This window comes from Oceanobacillus sp. FSL W7-1293, from assembly GCF_037969815.1.
GTDB lineage: Bacteria > Bacillota > Bacilli > Bacillales > Amphibacillaceae > Oceanobacillus > Oceanobacillus oncorhynchi.
Map to the genome: position 1 here is coordinate 4,148,501 of NZ_CP150212.1, position 18,814 is coordinate 4,167,314.

An 18,814-nucleotide genomic window follows, 5' to 3' on the forward strand; every position below is an offset into this window, starting at 1 on the left:
TTACAGCCTCCTTCTATATTATTAATTAGCCGCGTCATAAACTGCCTGGTCATTCTCAGTAATTTCTTTTAACTTCTCAGCTGTTTCTTCTGAATCTAGATAACTTGGGGTTAACCAACTGTTCTTAATCTCCTCTTGAAAGGATTCATCTTCAACTACATTTTCTAACGCTTCTGAAAATCTTTCTACGACCTCATCCGGTGTTTCCGGGTTAAAAGCCCAATAAAAAACTTTATCTACTGACATATCTACACCTTGCTCGGTAAACGTTTCAACATCTGGGGCTCCTTCCAGACGCTCCTCAGCAATTACACCGAGGGAAACAAAATCGCCAGATTCAAGATAATCCTGCACTAATCCAAGAGAAGTTGGTACAATGTCAACTCTTCCTCCTAATAAAGCGGTAATTTTATCAGAAGCACCACCGGCATCAACTATATTAAATTCAACTCCTGTTTTTTGTTCAAACTCTAACACTTGCAAATGTGTCATCGCTCCAACTTCTGTAGCCACCTTAACTTCGCCAGGATTTTCTTTGGCATAATCAATCAAGGATTCGATATCATCAAATGCAGCATCTTTAGAAGCAAGAAATGTATTCGATTGATCAACGATTCCTACACCTGCATATTTAAAATCTTCAGATGTATAGTCAGCTAATCCATAAATATTATTAACTAACATTGCATTATGGTAAGCCAATACAGCATGTCCATCTGGTTCCTTAGATAATACTTCCTTGATACCTGTTGAACCCCCAGCCCCTTCCACGTTCGTAATGACGATTGATTCACCAAGTTCCTGTTCCAGATATTTAGCAGTAATACGTGTATTCAAGTCTGTATCCCCACCCGCTCCAACTGGAACAACTACCTCAATTGGTTTAGACGGGTATGCATCTTCCGCATTTGAACTTTCCCCATCTGAACATGCACTTAAAATAAAAACTAGACAAACAACAGCTAAACTTTTCGTAAAAATATCCACAATTTTCTTCAATATAATTCCTCCCTTTTTTGATTTATTTAGTTAATTTACTTTTTGAAGCTTTTGTTTCTTTCTATTACTGTATATTTTCATGGCAATAGAAACGACTGTTAAAAGTAAGAATCCTGCAGCTATTGGTTCTGTTAAAAAAGGCATAAAGTTTCCTTCAGATAACATTAAACCTCTGCGTAGGTTTGTTTCTAGAATTGGTCCCAGGATAAATCCTAGAACAAGCGGTGTTAATGGCATTTTAGCTTTGATCATCAGGTAACCGATAATCCCAAAGAAAAATAATGCACCTACATCAAATAAACGATTATTCACACCAAATGCACCAACAACACACAACGCTAGAATAATAGGTAAAAGAATAGCCTGAGGAATGCTAAGCAATCTTACAAATCCTCTCATTCCTAAGAATAAAAACACTGCCATTAAAATGTTTGCAATGATTAAAGCAGCAAATATGCCATATACTATTTCGCCACTATTTTGAATCAGCATTGGTCCAGGCTGCAACCCATGCAAGACAAGGCCCCCGAGTAACATAGCTGTAACTGTATCTCCCGGTATTCCTAAAGAAATAAGCGGAACTAACGCTCCTCCAATAGCAGCATTATTTGATGATTCAGACGCTACAATACCACTGGGATTCCCTTTACCAAATTCTTCAGGTTTTTTTGAAAGATTTTTTGTTGTTGCATATGCGATAATATTTGCGGTTCCACCTCCAATACCAGGTAATACCCCAATGCTCAAACCTAACAATGTCGACCGAAGAAAGTTCCATTTTTGTTCAAAATATTCCTTCATTTTTACTCGGTAACTAATTTTTTTCAGACGTGTAGATTTATTATTTTTGACTTTCTTTTCAGCAGTAATCAATATTTCCGACACTGCAAATAGCCCAATTAACACTGGTAATAAGTCAAACCCAGCATCTAAGGAACTGAAACCAAACGTAAATCTTGGAAACGCATCAATTGGTGCTGAACCAACCAATGCAAATGCAATACCAAGTGCTCCTGATAGAACACCTTTGACGATCGAATCTCCAGAAAGACTTGAGATTAACGTCAGGGAAAAAATCACAATAGCAAAAAACTCAAAAGGTCCGAATTCTAAAGCAACTTTGCCTAATGGCGGAGAAATAATAATTAATGCGACGATACTTATTAATCCTCCAAAGAAAGAAGAGACAATCGCAAAGGAGAATGCTTTTCCCGGCTCTCCTTTTTGAGCCAGCGGATATCCATCAAATGTCGTTGCAATGGAGGATGGGGTTCCTGGCAGCTTCAATAAAATTGCTGGAATTAAACCTCCTGAAACCCCTCCAATATACAATCCCATCAAAAGAGACATTCCTGCGACTGGATCCATCCCATATGTAATCGGCAAACAAATCGCAATTGCCATCGTAGCTGTTAAACCTGGTATAGAACCAAATATAAGTCCTAAGATTACACCAACAACAATTAACAGGATTATTTGAAAAGTGAAAACCGAATTAAAACCTTCTAATAACATATCAAACATTTTCTAACCCTCCTTACCCAAAAATTCCCGCTGGAAGCATGACATAGAACACATTGCGAAACACGAAATAAATAACGGACGATGTGACAATTGAAATAACCCCATATAAGAGGGCATTTTTGATTGTCCATTTTGAGAAAAGTAGCATTTGTATAATGAGATAAGCAGCAGTGGTAATTAAAAAGCCTAAGATAGGAATTAGAAATAAATAAACAAATAACAAAATTATCGTAAGTATCAGATAAATAAAGCTATTTTTATTATCTGTTCCTTCTTTAACTTCTGCAGCAGGTGCTTCTTCATCTGTTTTGTCTATCTCCCCACTTTTAAAACCGCTTACAATTACAGGAATACTCATTACTGCAATTAATATTGCAATTACTTTAGGCATAAAATCTGACCCGACCGCCCCTTCTGTTAGCGCTTCCATATTAAGAGAGCCTATAAACATAACTATTGAAATCGCCAACAAAATAATTCCTGTAATTAAATCACCGTAATTCCTTTCCATTAGACTTCCCCTCCAATCCATCCTATTTTTTATTACTTTTCGTAATTGTATGACAAATATATTTATATGTCAATAAAATTTTTAGGTTTTTTAAATATTACTTCTCTAAGGTTTTTATATGTATTGAGGTATGCCAAATTATCAAAAAAATCCTCACTATAAATTAGATAATTTATTTTATATGAATCCGTTCAGTTTGGTTTCGTGACTTAATTTGTCCTGCTAAAAAAAGAAACTCCAAACTAGATTTGGATTAAAGGTCTCGATAATTAATGTAGTTTTTGTTTTATTTCCACTTTCAAGTGCTACCTCTTGACTCATTTTATAAAGAATTGGTGTTAAAACCAATAAAATACAGTCCATATCTTGTATGGACTGCTTCTGTCAAAACTATTATCTTATTAAATACTTTCCATTTTTTCTAATTTTAGATTAAAAAATTCAACATGATTTCATTTAAAACTTGTAAAGAGAACTCGCTGTGAGCGTCAAGTAGAAATGAACACTTTTTGCTAATTAAATTTGGACACTTTCTTCCATAAAAATGGAAGAACGGTGTTTCATTCGATAACTATCATCATCATGAAAATGAATAACTTCAGCCCGATGTAAAATTCTATCTAGGATAGCCGTTGTAATCCCTGGATCACCTAGTAATTCTCCCCATTCATTTGGTCCTTTATTAGAAGTTAATATAATTGAAGCCTTATCATAAAGGTCATTAATAAGATGGAAAAATAAATTCGCTTCACGTGTATCCATTGCCATAAACATTAAATCATCAATAATCACTAAATGAGAGGAACGAATTCGTTTCATTCTCGTTTGTGATTTTCTAGTAACTTCTTCTGTTTTTAATGTTTGAATCAGTTGCCCCATGGAAATAAAAGAGACTTTATATCCTTTTTGTATGGCTTCTATGCCCAGCCCTGTAGCTAAATGTGTTTTACCTACACCTGGCGGTCCTAAAACGATTAAATTATAGAGTTGATCTAGCCAGGTAAACTCCTTTAATTGATATACTTGTCTTTTGCTGAGTGATTGCTGCTCATCTAAATGAAACTCGTCCAACGTCTTATAGGAAGGGAATGCAGCCCATTTTAATCGTTTTTCGATTAATTTTTCATCCCTACGTTTTAATTCATATCCAGTCAATTGTTTCAAAAGTACTTGATATGTCCAATCTTCTGACTCTGCTTGTTGAATCAGAGATGGCAAATAATTTGCCGTCTCTGTGAGTCTCAACGATCGAAACTGTTGTTGTATTTCTTCGATTGAATGACTCATACCGTTGCTCCTTTCAATAACTCTATATAAGAATCCAATTCTCTTGTTTTTGGCTTGATTTGAAGCAGCGTATCATCCATACCATGCAATGTTTTGATAGCTTCTATTTGCGGAGGCCTTTGATGAGAATCCGTTTGTCTTTGGATAAACTCTACGACATCTCTAAACTCTGTTGCACTATATATTTTGCGTGTGACACATTCTTCTAAAGCTTGGTTCCTTCGTTCTCTTGTTACTGTTTTAGATACCTTTAAAATAAGAGATAATTGATCTCGTATATAACGAGGATATCTTTGGTGAATTTCCTGAAGGAAATCAGAAGCCATTTCCTTATCATCAAAGTACGTTGATACCGTTTCTATATAGGCAGCTATTCCTTTAGAACGGTCTCTGGTATGTTGAGAATCTTGAATCAATTTCCCTTTCTCTATACTTAATGTGTGTTTGGCAATGATTGCTCCATTCGATTCTTCACGTATTATTAATTCGTTTTGATCGCTTATTTCAATAAAAACTTCTTTATCTTTTTTATATGTACCAAGTGGTACCGAATACCGATTCGATTGATAGATAATAGTATTGTCCTTACGAACATTTCTTGTTATACTATTATCGATATTTGAAATTGAAATTTTTTTGTTGACTGGTCTTAAGTGTTGTTTTTCTAGGGCAAACACTTCGACTGGTCTTTTTTTTGTTGTATTATGCACTTTTCCGTTTCCCGTTCGAATCAGCCATGCTAAACAGGATTCATTCCATTTATCTATATGGTGAAATACGCGGTTCTTCGCAAAATTCTTCTTCACAAATCCTACGACATTTTCAATCTTCCCTTTACTTTCTGGATCAGCTTTTCTACATACAAAGAGCTTTAATTTTCTTTCTTCCCTGTATGCTTGAAATTCACTGGTAAGGATGAGATCACCTTCATTTTCACTTACTACGATAAGGGAATCTTGATCATAAGCTAACTCATATGGAATTCCTCCAAAATACTGAAAAGCATCTTCGTGAGCTTGAATCATATCTTTTGTTGTAAAAGGACGGGAGAGCCACGCAACGTATTTATAACGAGAGTGCGAAAGCACGAAACTAATAAAATATAATTTCCTCTCCTTTCCCTGGGATGTTTTCTGTATCGTCTGACCAAAATCTACTTGGGCTTGCTGCCCCATTGGTGGATCTGGAATAGCTTGATAGACACGCTTCATTTCTGTCTTTGGAATATGATATTTTTCCCGGAGTGCTTTGACATAACTACGAACGGTACTTTCTCCAACACATAGAGTTGGAAACCTTTCTTTTAACCAATCATGAACTTGAGCACTAGAAAGATCTGGATGTTCTGTTAGCCAAGTATGAATAAGTAATTCGTAGGCATCTAATTTCTTCTTTCTTGTCTGTGTGGAAGCTACCCACTCCGCCATTTCCTGAGGAGACTTTTCAAGGTATTTATATACTGTTGTTCTTGATATACCTAGTTTTCTAGCTATTCTCCGTATTTTAAATCCTTCTTGTTTTAGTTGATAGATTTCCATATACACTTTCCATGTTTCCACCTTTCTTACTCCTCCCATTTCTGTATCGTACAAACATGTATTATACAGTAAATGAAAGATTGCAATAGTTAGTTGGTACCTGACGGAACGGCGAGCATGTAACAGGCTGCCGCCCCTACGGGGCAACAGCCTGTTACATGCCTATCCCCCAAGAAAAGTGTTCATTCTTATCAAGCAATAATGGTCTACTTTAGTTTAGCAGTTACACTCGCGCTACAGTTATATCTTCAGGTTAGAAAAAACTTCTTCATATTAACAGCTTTCTTCGATCTGGATGATATATTGCTTACTTCGAAACAAATCACTATTACTTAATTTAGAAAAGAAGCAGTTATAAATATATTAGATTTGCATTTTCTCATTATTAGTTCAAAATTCCCTTTTTCAGCTATAGTTTTTATTACATCACAAGAGAAATTTTAAATCATATAAGTTTTGTATATAGTACTTAGAAAAATTATAATTTCATAAAATAGAAATCATTTTTAAATTCTATATATATATTTAAATTTGTCTCCTTTAATAAGCATCATAAATTTGTAGCATTACTACTGTAAAAAAAAGACGCTGCAAATAAATATAAAAAGTCTGTTACTTGTTCGATTTTAACCAAGTTTACAGTATGAAGCATTACCTAATTGTTCGTTTTAATTACTTCTTTAATACAGATTAAAACTTTTTATACCATCCTATAAAAGATGCAAAAAACCATCCCAAATAACGTCACAAACGTCGGCGTTAATGAGATAGCTAGAATATTAATTGCATATTCGGATTTCTTTTATTTTCATTACAAAGAAGATCACTTTAATTAATTGCTTCCTTTTTAATCATAACGATTTCAGAATAAGTTTACTTTCAATTAATCACGTAGCTTGTAGTTGAACGTTGTATCGATATCGATCACCGCGATAAAAAATCTCAGCGTATTCAATCAGTCGCCCCTGCTGATCTTCTGTCATTCTTTGCACATATAACAAAGGGCTATTTTCTGGAACTTTTAAATAGTCTGCTAAATATTTATCAGCTATAACAGACTCAATAGTTTCTTTCGCTTTATTTATAACATATCCTTTTTGACGAAATAATTGATATAAAGAAACATCTGGTGCATTTAGTTCTTCTGATGACAATTGAATAAAATCGGGACAATATACTCGCTGGAAACCAATCGGAACATCATCAATCAATCGTAATCTTTCATGACAACTCACCATGGCACCTTTAGGCAATTCAAGCTGAGAACACACTAATGGAGAAGCTTGAATATTCTCTTTGAATGAGATTAACAATGATTCTATCGCCCGTCCGTTATTTTCTTCAGAAAAACTCAATAATGTTTGCAGTTGTAATGATTCTTTTTTACTTAATACAATTGTACCAACACCATGAATTCGTTGGACATACCCTTCATCAACCAATAATTGTACTGAATTCCTCACAGTAATCCGACTTACATTATACCTTTTCTGCAACTCTGGTTCAGCAGGCAGCAAATCACCAACGACGAATTCGCCGTTGATGATTTGCTTTTTTAATTCTTCATATATAGCTATATATTTAACGCTGGTTCCCTTCATTATCTTCCACCACATTTGCTAATGAATTTGCTAACTCTACTAAATTATAATCATTGGCGGCTTGTACAGTATCGAATAAAGAGATAAAACGCTTATCAGATAAATCTATAAAAGCTCCAACCATCGACCCGACAATTGTTGCAATGGTATCCGTATCATATCCTATATTTACGGCATCAATGACTGCTTGTAAAGCATCCTCTTTGTTTAAAGCAATAATTCCAAACGCACAAGGTACTGCTTCTGATATATGCAAGCCACTGCCTACCACTTGTGATAAGCGACGTAATTTCTCATCTTTTGTACCAAAGCCATCAACTATATTATACGCTAATTGGATACGCTCCACAACACTTGGTCCTGCAACTTCCCGAGAAATGAACTGCGCCTTAGTTTCACCTCGGATAGCACCATAAAGACCTGCGCTTAATGCTTCATCAACCGTTGCATGAGGTGCTAAAGAAGCACTTGTTGCAGCAGCTACTGCACATGCTCCAGAAATCGCCAAGGAATTATCATGCGTCACTTGCGTAATAGTAATGGCAGAATCAATTGCCTGTTTCAAATTATCCGGATTCAAAATACCTGCTGGCGCAATCTTCATCGCCGCACCATTAGTTGCTTTGGAAGCATAATCTACCGTTGCTGCTCCAGGCAATGGCTTCATTTTCAACGAAGGGTCTTTATACATTGCTACTGCACTTCTTGTAGTTGGACCTGCAAAGCGATCAAAATACCACGGAACCTCTGACCAATCTAAAATTGCTTTAACCACAATATCCCTATCAATCACACCTTTATTCCGTAAAATTGCTTTGCTAAGAAAATAGATTTGTGAAAAATCATCCGTTACCTGCCCAGCCTCATTTCCTAATGCAAAAGCTGTTTTACCAGGTTTTTCCATTGTCGTCACTGGTTGGCCAAAATGTGTGCGAATTTGATCAAATGACATGTTCTCCGTAACCGCTCCCATTGCATCACCAATTGCTGCCAATCCTAAAATTCCTTGTATTTTTGTATTTAAATTCACTTCTATCACCCTTTCATTGATTCATTTGATATACTTACCTCGATTTAGACATTTCTGCCTCTGGATCTTTCACACCGAAAATAAGCGTTAAGATCATACCACCAAAGAATGAAATGGCCAAACCGACAATATACGCCCATAACGTTGGACCTGCGAATGCAGGAATTGTAGTCAGACCTCCAAATATAAAAGCATAACCAACTACATTAAATGCTCCCATAAATGCTCCTCCCAGTGCTGCTCCTATACATCCAGCTACTAATGGACTCTTAAATTTCACACCTAACCCATAAATCGCCGGCTCTACAATCCCTGATAAAAACACAGAAGTCATCGCAGTTAGTGAGAATCCCTTTAACTTTTTACTTCTAGTGCGTAAGAAAATAGCTAGTGCTGCTCCTGCCATCCCAAAATTAGCATTTGCACCATAAGCAATAAAAGCAGAATATCCGTTACTTGCAATCTCCGGAATAATTACCATTGTATTCGGCGCCCAATGCACTCCAAATAATATTAAAATATTCCATATCCCACCAATAAATGCTCCAGTAATAATTTGGTTAGCACCTGTAAACCAATCAATAACATTGGCAACCCCAATACTTAAATAATTCCCTAGCGGTCCGAATATCCCTGCAGCAACCGGAACCAATACCAATAACAATATCGTAGGTATCACAATCATGTGTAAACTATTTGGCAATTTCTTTTTCATATAGTGTTCCATTTTTGATTGTAACCAAGTAGTTAAAATAGCTGGAATGATTTGACTTGTATAATTAAAAACAGGAATAGATATCCCTAGAAAAACTACTGTATTTCCGCCATCTCCTTCTATCAAGTCAATAAACTCAGGCATAATCAAAGCTCCTAATACCGCAATCGCAATATATGGACTTGTATCAAATCGTTTAGCAGTTGTAATTGCTACTAAAATAGGTAAGAAATAGAATACGGAAGTCGCAGCCAGTGTTAAGATTAAATTCGTTGTGCTTTCAGTTGATAACCACCCTAATTCATTTGCTAAAATTGTAAAACCTCGAAGTAAACCAGCCCCAGCTAATAATGGAAGTAAAGGAGAAAAAATACTAACAACTAACGCAACAAATTCATTAAACCAATTACCTTTTTTATTATCGTTAAAATGAGTATTTTCCGAATCATCAGGAACAGCCTCATCGTCCGACTTCCATAGTTTTATAAACTCCTTATAGACATCGCCAACATGTGTGCCAATTATTATTTGAATCCCTGAATCCCTATCAACAATACCTGTCACACCATCCAATGATTCTATTTTTTTAGTTTCTACCAATGTACGATCTTTCAATGTAGGGCGTAAACGAGTTGCACAATGCGTTATTGACACTACATTATCTGAACCTCCCATCAACGATAATAATTGATCCGCCAGAAATCTTGATGTTCCCATAACTTCTTACTCCCTTCTAATTATAGTATAAACACCACAAGACAACAAGACGTTATGACGTCTTATCGTTAAATCTATAATATAATATTTTTTCAAAAATGTAAACGGTAACAAAAATATCTTCTATTGAAAATTAACACCTTTTTATTTCTAAATTTCTTTATATACTTAGATTCGACAAGTAACAGTAACAATTCTCTAACAGATTTTTAATTGATAACTAGAGATTCTATCCAATACAAAAACTCCCTAGAGAATATAAAATCTCTAAGGAGTTTTTATTTATTAATTGTCGCCTTAAGTTTATAATTCGGTACACTCCAACCCTATCAATTATTACTTCCATCAACGAAATCTATTACTTTCTATCCCCATCATTTTCCACCCCCCTATTCATCTCCCATCTTTCCCTTCTTCCGCTCCATCCCAAACTTAATCCATCCATAAATCACCGCAACCGCTCCAAAATAACAAACACCAATAGATAAATAAGCTAAAATCTCCCAAAATATCATGTGTGATTCTCCTCCCTTTATCCCTCAGGATCAAGATCCTCTTGCATAAATGCGCGAGTTGGCTGTTTTTTCTTCGTCAATTGATGTGCAATAAAGAATGTAAACAGGTTCATGCAGATTCCAACAATTAATGTAGGGATTTCGAATGGTTCGTTAAGGCCGTAATTCCATAGCAGAGAAGAGATAATCCCCGCCAGTATCGCTGGTATTGCAGCGTATGGCGATACTTTCCTGTCTCTTGCTTTCCCCCATAATAATGCAATAATAATAACGGGAACAATGGACGGCGCCCAAAGGTCAAAAATGAATACCATTAAGTCGAAAACGTTCGGAATTAAAAGGGCAACAAGAATTCCGCCAATTCCTACGATGAGGGTAGACCATTTGGCAAGGTTAAGCATTTGCTTATCTGTTGCTTTCGGATTAATAAATTCTTGATAGATATCCCTCGTGAAGATGGTGGAAGCAGTATTTAAGATAGAATCTCCAGTGGACATAACGGCTGCAATAAGCCCTCCGAAAATCAATCCGACAGCGCCGGTTGGCATATGCTCTAAAATTAATGTGGTAAATACAAGATCCGGATCGGTGCCTGGAAGAAGAACAACACCCGCTAGTCCGATAAAAACGACAGCAGTTGTCATGAAAAAGTAAAAGATGCCAAGGTAGGTCACCGAGCGCTTACTATCTAATGCATTTCTGGATGAAACATACCTCTGAATGTAAAAAGGAGCTAATGCTTCCCCCAGTAAGAAGGTTAAGAAGAAAGCAATCATGGCAGCAACGGTCCAGCCGCCGGTAAAATCTAAAATGCCGGCATCGATGGCGCTGACTTTTTCAACGATTGCTGGGACACCGCCGATATTATTTAACGCCAATGTCAATGTGGTTGCAATACCAATGGTTAAGATAATAAATTGAATGGCGTCTGTATAGATGACAGCAAGCATGCCGCCTCCCCAAGTGTAGATTACCGTAATGACAGAACCCAAAATAGTCATTGGAATATAATCGAATCCTGTCATGGTTTCCAGTATTCTTCCCATTGCCAGCACTTGTACGCCAAACATTCCTACGCTATATAAGAAAGAAAAGATACCGGACACCAATTTCCCTGAGCGCCCATAGAAATATCCAAAAACATCTCCTACGGTATAGACATTCCCAAGATTTCTAACCCGTGGAGCAACAAATTGACCGATTAAAATTTGGCTGAAAACAACACCAAATACCGCAAGAAAGATAACCAAACCTGTCTCGTAAACGAACGCCACCCTGCCAATCGTTGCTCCGCCGCCGGCTAATGTTGCTGCAAGCGTTGCAAAAATAAGAGCCATTGGCATGGAACGGCCGGCAACGGTATAGTCTTTAAAACCGGAAATTCTTTTCATGGAATAATAACCAATGTATAAGACGAGCGCTAAATAAAATAAAACGATAATAACATCAAAGGTATTTACTGGCATATATCTTCCCCCTCATTTTATGATTTTTCAAATCGTGCTGGTGAGAAAGCTTCTATATTCAAGTCTGTTTGCCCGGTTAGGATGATTTCGGAGATTATTTTCCCGCTTACGGGTGCCATAGCCAAGCCTACCATGGCATGGCCGGTACAAATATACATATTGTCCAGATGAGGTATCGACCCAATGACCGGCATGCCATCAGGAGTCATTGGTCTCATTCCTCCCCATTCTTCCTCGTTATCTCCCTTGATTTCTTCCTTTAGATAGGGAGATGCGGCAGAGCGAATCCCCTGCACACGTTTCTTATCGATGTTTACATTTTTTCCGGACAACTCCATGGTTCCTCCGATGCGAATAGCATGGTCAAAAGGAGTGATTCCTCCTTTTAAATCACCGAGATAAAGCGGATGATCGATTTCTGTTTTAGGATTCGTGATTGTAATACTGTAACCTTTCCCCGCAGTCAGCGGCAGCTTATAATTCAGCTTTTTCCCTATATCATCAGACCATGCTCCGGCGGCCAGCAGGAACGCATCCGCTTCAAAAACTTCCTGCTTGGTCTTTACCGAAGTAATCTGATTCTCCTTCTTTTCAATATCTATCACTTCTGTATTTGAATACAGCTTAACTCCCAATGCTTTTAATTTTTCTACCATCCCTTTGGAAAAGGATTCCGGGCGAATATGGTATTGATTCTCTAAAAAAATGCCGCCCTTTACATCATCAGAAAGTGCAGGCTCTAATGCTTTAACCTCCTGCTGATTTTTGTACTCCGGCTTTTGATGTCCATACTGATGCGAGACAGCTTTCAGGCGCTCTAATTTCTTCTTAAGGTTCGCCTCATAGAGAAATACAAACAGCATTCCTTTTTTATGCAATTCGAAATCAACGCCATCCTTTTGAATCTCATTAAATAGAGATAAGGTATGCTTGCTCGTCGTTAATAAAGCCTCTTCCCCTTTTTTAAAAGCCGCTTCATTACAATGTTTCATAAATTGCGTCAACCAGCCGGACAGCTGCGGCATGGCAGAAGGCTTGATATAAAGCGGGCTGTCTTTTTTCATTAGCATTTGGATGGATTCCGTTACCAGCCCGGGTGTCGGCACCGGCTCATGGATTGCAGGACAGACCCATCCTTGGTTGCCCCTGGAGCACGCCATGCCAAATTCTCCTTTTTCAATAATCGTCACCTCTGCACCGGATTTTCTTAAAAAATAGGCGCTGGTAAGGCCGATAACGCCTCCACCAATTATGATTACTTTTTTCAAGATAAGGACTCCTTTGTTAAGCATTTGTGAAACAGTAAGATTAATCAGTAATTATTAAATTTTTCGTTAATTAAATAGATGCTTTATTCGATGGATTGTTCTATCTCGAATTATTGCCTGGCAACACATAAAGCTTGTTTTCTGACAGGCTTAGTTAGCACCCTCTTGATATTTTACAATTTTCTAATTTCTATTATACAAGATTAGACAGAATATTGCTTTATTTTGTTTTGATTTATTTAATATATGGCAGTAATATCAACTTCTAATAAATAGGTTAATCTTTAGCTTATCATTAAAAACTCTTACTTTTCCCTCAACAGCAGCACAACCTATTAGCCTTATAATCCACCTTATCCAAAATATAGCACATTCCAAAGCATCCCACATAAGCTACAACAATCTCATTTACATTCTTAACTAATCATGTTTCTATCATTCACACATCCTATGACCGCATTCCCTATCAAAACACCTTCAAACTTATTCAAAAATAGATAATATTCTCTATTTTTATAATTTTAGAAGGATTTGTATTCATCCCTAGCGAATTTGTATAGTATAACAAAATGGGAGGGGTATCTATGAAAAAGATAAGCAAAAAGCTTTTAATGTTCAGTCTTGCCGGGGCATTTGTTGTGGGAGGATCAATCCTTACTTCACCGGCTGTCCATGCAGTAGGAAACGGGCCAAATTACAATGGCAATGAAACGGTTAATACTTCCATTCTTACTACCTACGATGAAATGGTTGATTATCTTAAGAAACAGGACTCAAAACAGAGTCAAATGGAATTGGAAGTGATTGGTCAATCTATGAAAGGTCGCGATCTATATCTTGTTAAGTATATCTCCAACCCTGAAAACCCAACTATTCTTTTTTTAACGCAACAGCATGGTAACGAGCAATTGACAACAGAAGGAACGCTTGAGTTCATTAAACACCTGGGAACCGGTAAAACAAAAGGTGTGCTAGATAATGTGAATGTGTTGATTGTTCCGATGTTGAACCCTGATGGAGCAATGGGAGATGTAGATTTTGATTTAGATGATTATATTGCTAGCGGGGATCGTCATCTAACAAGATACAATGCAGCAGGCGAGGATTTAAATCGTGATCATGTGAATAAAGTTTTCCCTGAAACACAAGCCCTGCATAATAATGTATTAAGTGCTTACGATATTGATTATATGATAGACCTTCATCACCAGGGAGCTAATAGTGAACGTGATGGAGAGCTAGTGTCTGGTTCCATCCTTTATCCGACTACGGAAAATGCAGATCCCGAAGTTGTTCATAAATCCAAACAATTAGGTGCTGTGGTGTTTGATAAAATAGATTCAACTGGTTGGGGACATCTTGGTAAATATAATGGCGGTTCTGCAGAGACAATTTCCCGAAATGGAATTTCTGTCGAATACGGAATCTCTACCCTGTTATTTGAAATGCGCGGCATGTCGGATCATTCCAATGAGTCCGCCATTTTAGGACAAAAAAGTAATGGCTATTTAATAAAACAAACAGTAAATACGTTAGATGCGGCGGTTCGGGCCATTTCAGATGGATCAATTAATAATAAAGATGTATCTTTTTGGGATACTTTACCGACACAAACTACTAGGACAACGGAGTAAAGCAGTTATTCCTTCATAAATTTTAATAACTCCGTATAATACCTTGTAGTCAGCTTTAGAAAACGGAGCATTGAAGGGATTCTAAGAAAGTTCATTGCTTTCTTAGAATCCCTATACTTTGGTGTGGAGTCTTTAACTTTCTATTAAAAAGAAAAGCACCCTCTTCATTTGGATTTAGGTGCATTCTCTCTTCTTCTAGCTGCGTGTTGAATTCCAACCTATATTTTTCTAAGGTCTTTAGTTTTTCACCGGATGTCTATAAACATATTCAGGAAAGTCGGTAATGATACCATCCACGTTACGTTCAAATAAGTTATTTGCTTGTTCCTGTGTTCGTACCGTATAAGGGTACATCTTCATCCCGGCAATATGAACACGGTCAACAAGCTCATCGGTAACGATATTCATATTCGGGTTGAAGAAATCAGCATAAGTTGCAAATTGTGCCAACTGTTCATCGGTAACATTTGTCCAAGATGTACCAGCCAGTACACCGTGAGGAATATTCTGCAGAAGTGCCTTTGATTGTTGCACAGATGCATGATTAAACGACTGGATAATAATTTTTTCGTTATTAGGCTTATGCATATTACGCTCCATTAAGGCTTCAGCGATTTTTTCTTCTACACCGGGATATAGTTCAGGAGATTTTAATTCTATTAATAATCCAATCTTCCCTCGATATGTATCGATTACTTCCTCAAAAGTAGGAATTCGTTCACCTGCAAATTCTTGTCCGAACCAGCTTCCAGCGTCCAATTGTTGAATTTCTTCAAGTGTGTAATCCCCAACAGATCCTGTCCCATTTGTTGTACGATTAACGGTTGTATCATGAATGGCTATCAGCTCTCCATCCTTGGTCATTTGCACATCAATTTCAATATAATCAGCTTTCATTTCAAAGGCTTTTTCAAAAGCAGCCATTGTATTTTCCGGAGCATGTCCTGACGCCCCTCGATGTGCAATATTAACCATTTTTTTCTGTTGTTGAACTGTCTGGGTACCACTACCATTGGATGCGAATGCAGGAACTGTGAACATGGATGCAAAGATCATTACTGTTAATGAAAAAATAGTAACTTTTCGTATCATAATCTTAATCTCTCCCTTTTTCTGTATTTACTTTTTATTATAGAGGTAATCTATGAAGTGAATGTAAACTGGAAGATAAAGAAATGTAATATAAATCAAGCATCATATAAAACTTCAAAACCACCTTGAAGATCCAACTCTAAATTTACATCTTTAGAAATTCTAGTAACCGTCATCTGATTGATTCGGCATTCCTTCTTCATTGTTACTACAGGCAACCCCTGTAACTATTAATAGAAAAAGGAAACTGTTTATATACATAAATCAACCCTCCTTACCAATAATTTGGTTAAAGAGGGCAAAATTCACTCAGTAAAATTAAGGGGAAAATTGAAATTCATTTTTAAAATTTGTCTTAGCCTATTCCAAAAGTAAAGATTGTTTGCTTTTTATAGACATCATTTTCGTTTTGAACGATACTAGGGAAATTATGATGATGCAGGGAGACTGGCGTTCCTTGTGTCTCCAAGCATACACCTAAATATTTCTCTGTTATTCCCTCTGTTAATTCTAACCCTTCCTCTAAATTATTCGAAGTGTACATGACAAATCCGGGCTGATTTGTTTTAACAGACAGCGTTCTGCCACTTTCTTTATCTTTCAACCAAATTTGTTCTTCTTGTTTATGTTCAAATACAAAATAATGATCGTACCCGCTCCCAGCTAAACGGTTTTGGTAAAAATCATTATTAAATCCTTTTTGTAACAGCCTGCTATTTCTGAAATCAAAAGTAGTACCGCTAACATCTAGCAACTTTCCAGTAGGGATTAATTCCTCATCCAGTTCTATAAATTCTTTACTATCCACTGCTATCTCATGGTCATGAATTGTACGTTTTGCGTTACCGCTTAAATTAAAATAGCTGTGGTTTGTTAAGGTAATCGGAGTCTTTTTATCCGTTGAAGCAATATAATCTATCGTTAATTGATTCCGAGTATTCAGTTTGTATATAACTTCTATATCTAAATTCCCCGGAAAGCCACCTTCTCCATCCTTGCTTCGATGAGATAATTTAACACATAATTCATTGAAAGACTGATATGGTTCGATCTCCCATAAAGCATTATTCAATCCACTTGTTCCTCCATGAAGGCAGTGTATACCTTCATTGTCGTCCACTTTAAATGTCTTATCGTCTATTTTAAAACTGGCTCCTTGAATTCTTCCTGCTACCCTTCCAATGATGGCTCCCAAATAACCTGGGTTAGTCAAATATTGTTCCTCATTTTTGTAAGCTAGAACTACATTCTCTAGTTTGCCATTCTTATCCGGTACAAGTATTTTTGTGATAATGCCTCCAAAATTAAGAAAAGTTACGGACATCCCTTGATTATTAGTCAATGTCACAATCTTCCATTTTACTCCATTAATAGGTTTTGTTTCTTCTATATCAATCTTCATTAAAAATCTCTCCTTTTTATAGTGTGTAAGTGAAGTATGCTGAATATCGTAAGCTCTTAACGCCTGTTACATCACTACCATTTTGCTCCATCAGGAGAGGGACATGTTTTATACGCTAACTTAGCCCTAAATTGAACAAAACAACCACAATGACCGCATGTATGACCGTACAGAAGGGAAGGACAACTGTTACATTTATCAAGTCTTTTGATGTACAATTCATCTTCAACAAGGTCTGTTTCAAGTTGTAATTGTTGCTCTACCTGCAGTTGAACAAATTCATCTGATACATCGATATTTCTGGAACACCCTTTACAGCCCATCATTTATCTCCTTAACAATTTCTATACTATTTCACAGTAATCTCAGCAACAATTTTTTGATTTACTAGATCTTTCGTTATGCCAGGATAACCGAAGTAAGGGTTACCATTCTCATCCCAGAACAGTTGTTGAACTCTTGCATGACGATTATGGTCATACAAAGAATTGCCAACAATTTCTTTATATGGTCTTGAATGATAGACAAGCAAATCAGTTTCACCGTCTTCTGCCACAGTAAAACTATTATGGCCTGGGCCATATTCCTTTGTCTTTTCACATGTTACGAAGACAGGTTTATCTGACTTAATCCATGATGCTGGATCTAGCAGATTACTATTTTCGTCAGCAGTCAGTAACCCCATCGCATATCTGTGATCAGTTGCGCTTGCAGAATATGCAACAAATATCTTTCCATTTCGTTTCAATACCGAGGCTCCTTCATTCACATAAAAGCCTTCCTGTTCCCAATTTAAATCCGGCGTGGATAGCACAACCTGACTTGACTTGATTGTCCAAGGATTTTCCATTTCTGCTATATAAAGATTAGATATAGTATCATTATCCACCTTTTGGGCCCATATTAAATATCTTTTTTTATTATGTTCAAAGGTGGTAGCATCTAATGAGAAGCTTTGAAAATCAGTGTTAATCTGACCTTTCTCAATCCAGTTCCCCTTAAAGGGATCGGTTGAATCATTCTCTAGCACATAAGGTCGAATTGCCCATACATCATCGATATCTCCAGCAGCAAAATGAATATACCACTTGCCATCAATAAAATGAATTTCAGGTGCCCAAATATGGCACGACATAATGCCTGTGGAGTGTTTTTCCCAAACTGCTGTCTCAGGAGCGTCTTTCAGCCCTGCAATTGTTTCGGATCTTTTTATTACTATCCGGTCGAATTCAGGATAAGAACCTGTAAAATAATAAAAACCATCTGTATGCTTATAAATATAAGGATCCGCACGCTGTTCGACTAAAGGATTGGGATAGTCATACACCTTCCATTTACCAAATACGCGTTGTTTTCCTGGAATATTGAAATTATTTCTTTGAAAATCCCACTCAACGGGGACTTGTACCTTCACACCATCTTCCATGGTCGTCCGGATTTTATTAGGTAAATCAGGTTTCTCTCCAACATTAATAGTTGTTTGTAATATATCTTCCTGCTTAATCATTATCAATC

General features: G+C 36.7%; 16 protein-coding genes. 1 reads left to right on the forward strand and 15 read right to left on the reverse strand.

Going from position 1 to position 18,814, the window contains the following annotated elements; genetic code table 11:
* Positions 1–21: 21 nt before the first annotated feature.
* From MKY65_RS20120 to MKY65_RS20170, 11 genes are all read right to left on the reverse strand, one after another.
* Positions 22–999 carry a tripartite tricarboxylate transporter substrate binding protein gene (locus MKY65_RS20120; protein ID WP_339180027.1) on the reverse strand — a complete coding sequence of 326 codons (978 nt, stop codon included), beginning with the start codon at positions 997–999 and terminating at the stop codon, positions 22–24.
* 30 nt (positions 1,000–1,029) lie between these two features.
* Positions 1,030–2,523, reverse strand: a complete 1,494-nt coding sequence (locus tag MKY65_RS20125; protein ID WP_256705099.1) for a tripartite tricarboxylate transporter permease — start codon at positions 2,521–2,523, stop codon at positions 1,030–1,032.
* A gap of 13 nt (positions 2,524–2,536) precedes the next feature.
* Positions 2,537–3,034, reverse strand: coding sequence for a tripartite tricarboxylate transporter TctB family protein (locus tag MKY65_RS20130; RefSeq protein WP_256705100.1), 498 nt, complete (start codon positions 3,032–3,034; stop codon positions 2,537–2,539).
* A gap of 516 nt (positions 3,035–3,550) precedes the next feature.
* Positions 3,551–4,321 carry an IS21-like element helper ATPase IstB gene (gene istB, locus MKY65_RS20135; protein ID WP_193065035.1) on the reverse strand — a complete coding sequence of 257 codons (771 nt, stop codon included), beginning with the start codon at positions 4,319–4,321 and terminating at the stop codon, positions 3,551–3,553.
* Complete coding sequence (istA, locus tag MKY65_RS20140; RefSeq protein ID WP_339180036.1) at positions 4,318–5,898, reverse strand: IS21 family transposase; 1,581 nt, start codon at positions 5,896–5,898, stop codon at positions 4,318–4,320. The genes istB and istA overlap by 4 nt, the downstream gene beginning before the upstream one ends.
* Positions 5,899–6,746: 848 nt before the next feature.
* Positions 6,747–7,460 carry a GntR family transcriptional regulator gene (locus tag MKY65_RS20145; RefSeq protein WP_256705101.1) on the reverse strand — a complete coding sequence of 238 codons (714 nt, stop codon included), beginning with the start codon at positions 7,458–7,460 and terminating at the stop codon, positions 6,747–6,749.
* Complete coding sequence (locus MKY65_RS20150) at positions 7,441–8,490, reverse strand: ADP-ribosylglycohydrolase family protein (RefSeq protein ID WP_339180042.1); 1,050 nt, start codon at positions 8,488–8,490, stop codon at positions 7,441–7,443. Before MKY65_RS20150 ends, MKY65_RS20145 begins: the two co-directional genes overlap by 20 nt.
* Before the next feature lie 34 nt (positions 8,491–8,524).
* Entirely contained in the window at positions 8,525–9,922 is a 1,398-nt protein-coding gene (locus MKY65_RS20155) for a PTS transporter subunit EIIC (RefSeq protein ID WP_256705103.1), read from the reverse strand.
* A gap of 389 nt (positions 9,923–10,311) precedes the next feature.
* Entirely contained in the window at positions 10,312–10,437 is a 126-nt protein-coding gene (locus MKY65_RS20160) for a hypothetical protein (RefSeq protein WP_256705104.1), read from the reverse strand.
* 17 nt (positions 10,438–10,454) lie between these two features.
* The gene (locus MKY65_RS20165; RefSeq protein ID WP_339180047.1) at positions 10,455–11,903 is read right to left on the reverse strand and encodes a sodium:solute symporter family protein; all 1,449 of its coding nucleotides are present in this window, start codon (positions 11,901–11,903) and stop codon (positions 10,455–10,457) included.
* Between the two features lie 17 nt (positions 11,904–11,920).
* Complete coding sequence (locus tag MKY65_RS20170) at positions 11,921–13,171, reverse strand: FAD-dependent oxidoreductase (RefSeq protein ID WP_339180049.1); 1,251 nt, start codon at positions 13,169–13,171, stop codon at positions 11,921–11,923.
* Positions 13,172–13,755: 584 nt separating this feature from the next.
* Here MKY65_RS20170 and MKY65_RS20175 point away from each other — a divergent pair.
* The gene (locus tag MKY65_RS20175; RefSeq protein ID WP_339180052.1) at positions 13,756–14,805 is read left to right on the forward strand and encodes a M14 family zinc carboxypeptidase; all 1,050 of its coding nucleotides are present in this window, start codon (positions 13,756–13,758) and stop codon (positions 14,803–14,805) included.
* A gap of 237 nt (positions 14,806–15,042) precedes the next feature.
* Here MKY65_RS20175 and MKY65_RS20180 read toward each other — a convergent pair whose 3' ends face one another.
* The 4 genes from MKY65_RS20180 to MKY65_RS20195 all read right to left on the reverse strand — a co-directional run bounded on the left by MKY65_RS20180 (position 15,043) and on the right by MKY65_RS20195 (position 18,806).
* Entirely contained in the window at positions 15,043–15,897 is an 855-nt protein-coding gene (locus MKY65_RS20180; protein ID WP_339180055.1) for a glycerophosphodiester phosphodiesterase family protein, read from the reverse strand.
* 355 nt (positions 15,898–16,252) lie between these two features.
* Positions 16,253–17,299, reverse strand: coding sequence for an aldose epimerase family protein (locus tag MKY65_RS20185; RefSeq protein WP_339180058.1), 1,047 nt, complete (start codon positions 17,297–17,299; stop codon positions 16,253–16,255).
* A 74-nt stretch (positions 17,300–17,373) separates the two neighbouring features.
* Positions 17,374–17,625 carry a DUF6171 family protein gene (locus MKY65_RS20190; RefSeq protein WP_339180060.1) on the reverse strand — a complete coding sequence of 84 codons (252 nt, stop codon included), beginning with the start codon at positions 17,623–17,625 and terminating at the stop codon, positions 17,374–17,376.
* A gap of 23 nt (positions 17,626–17,648) precedes the next feature.
* A complete protein-coding gene (locus MKY65_RS20195) occupies positions 17,649–18,806 on the reverse strand; it encodes a family 43 glycosylhydrolase (protein ID WP_339180063.1) in 1,158 nt (385 codons plus the stop codon).
* Positions 18,807–18,814 lie beyond the last annotated feature (8 nt).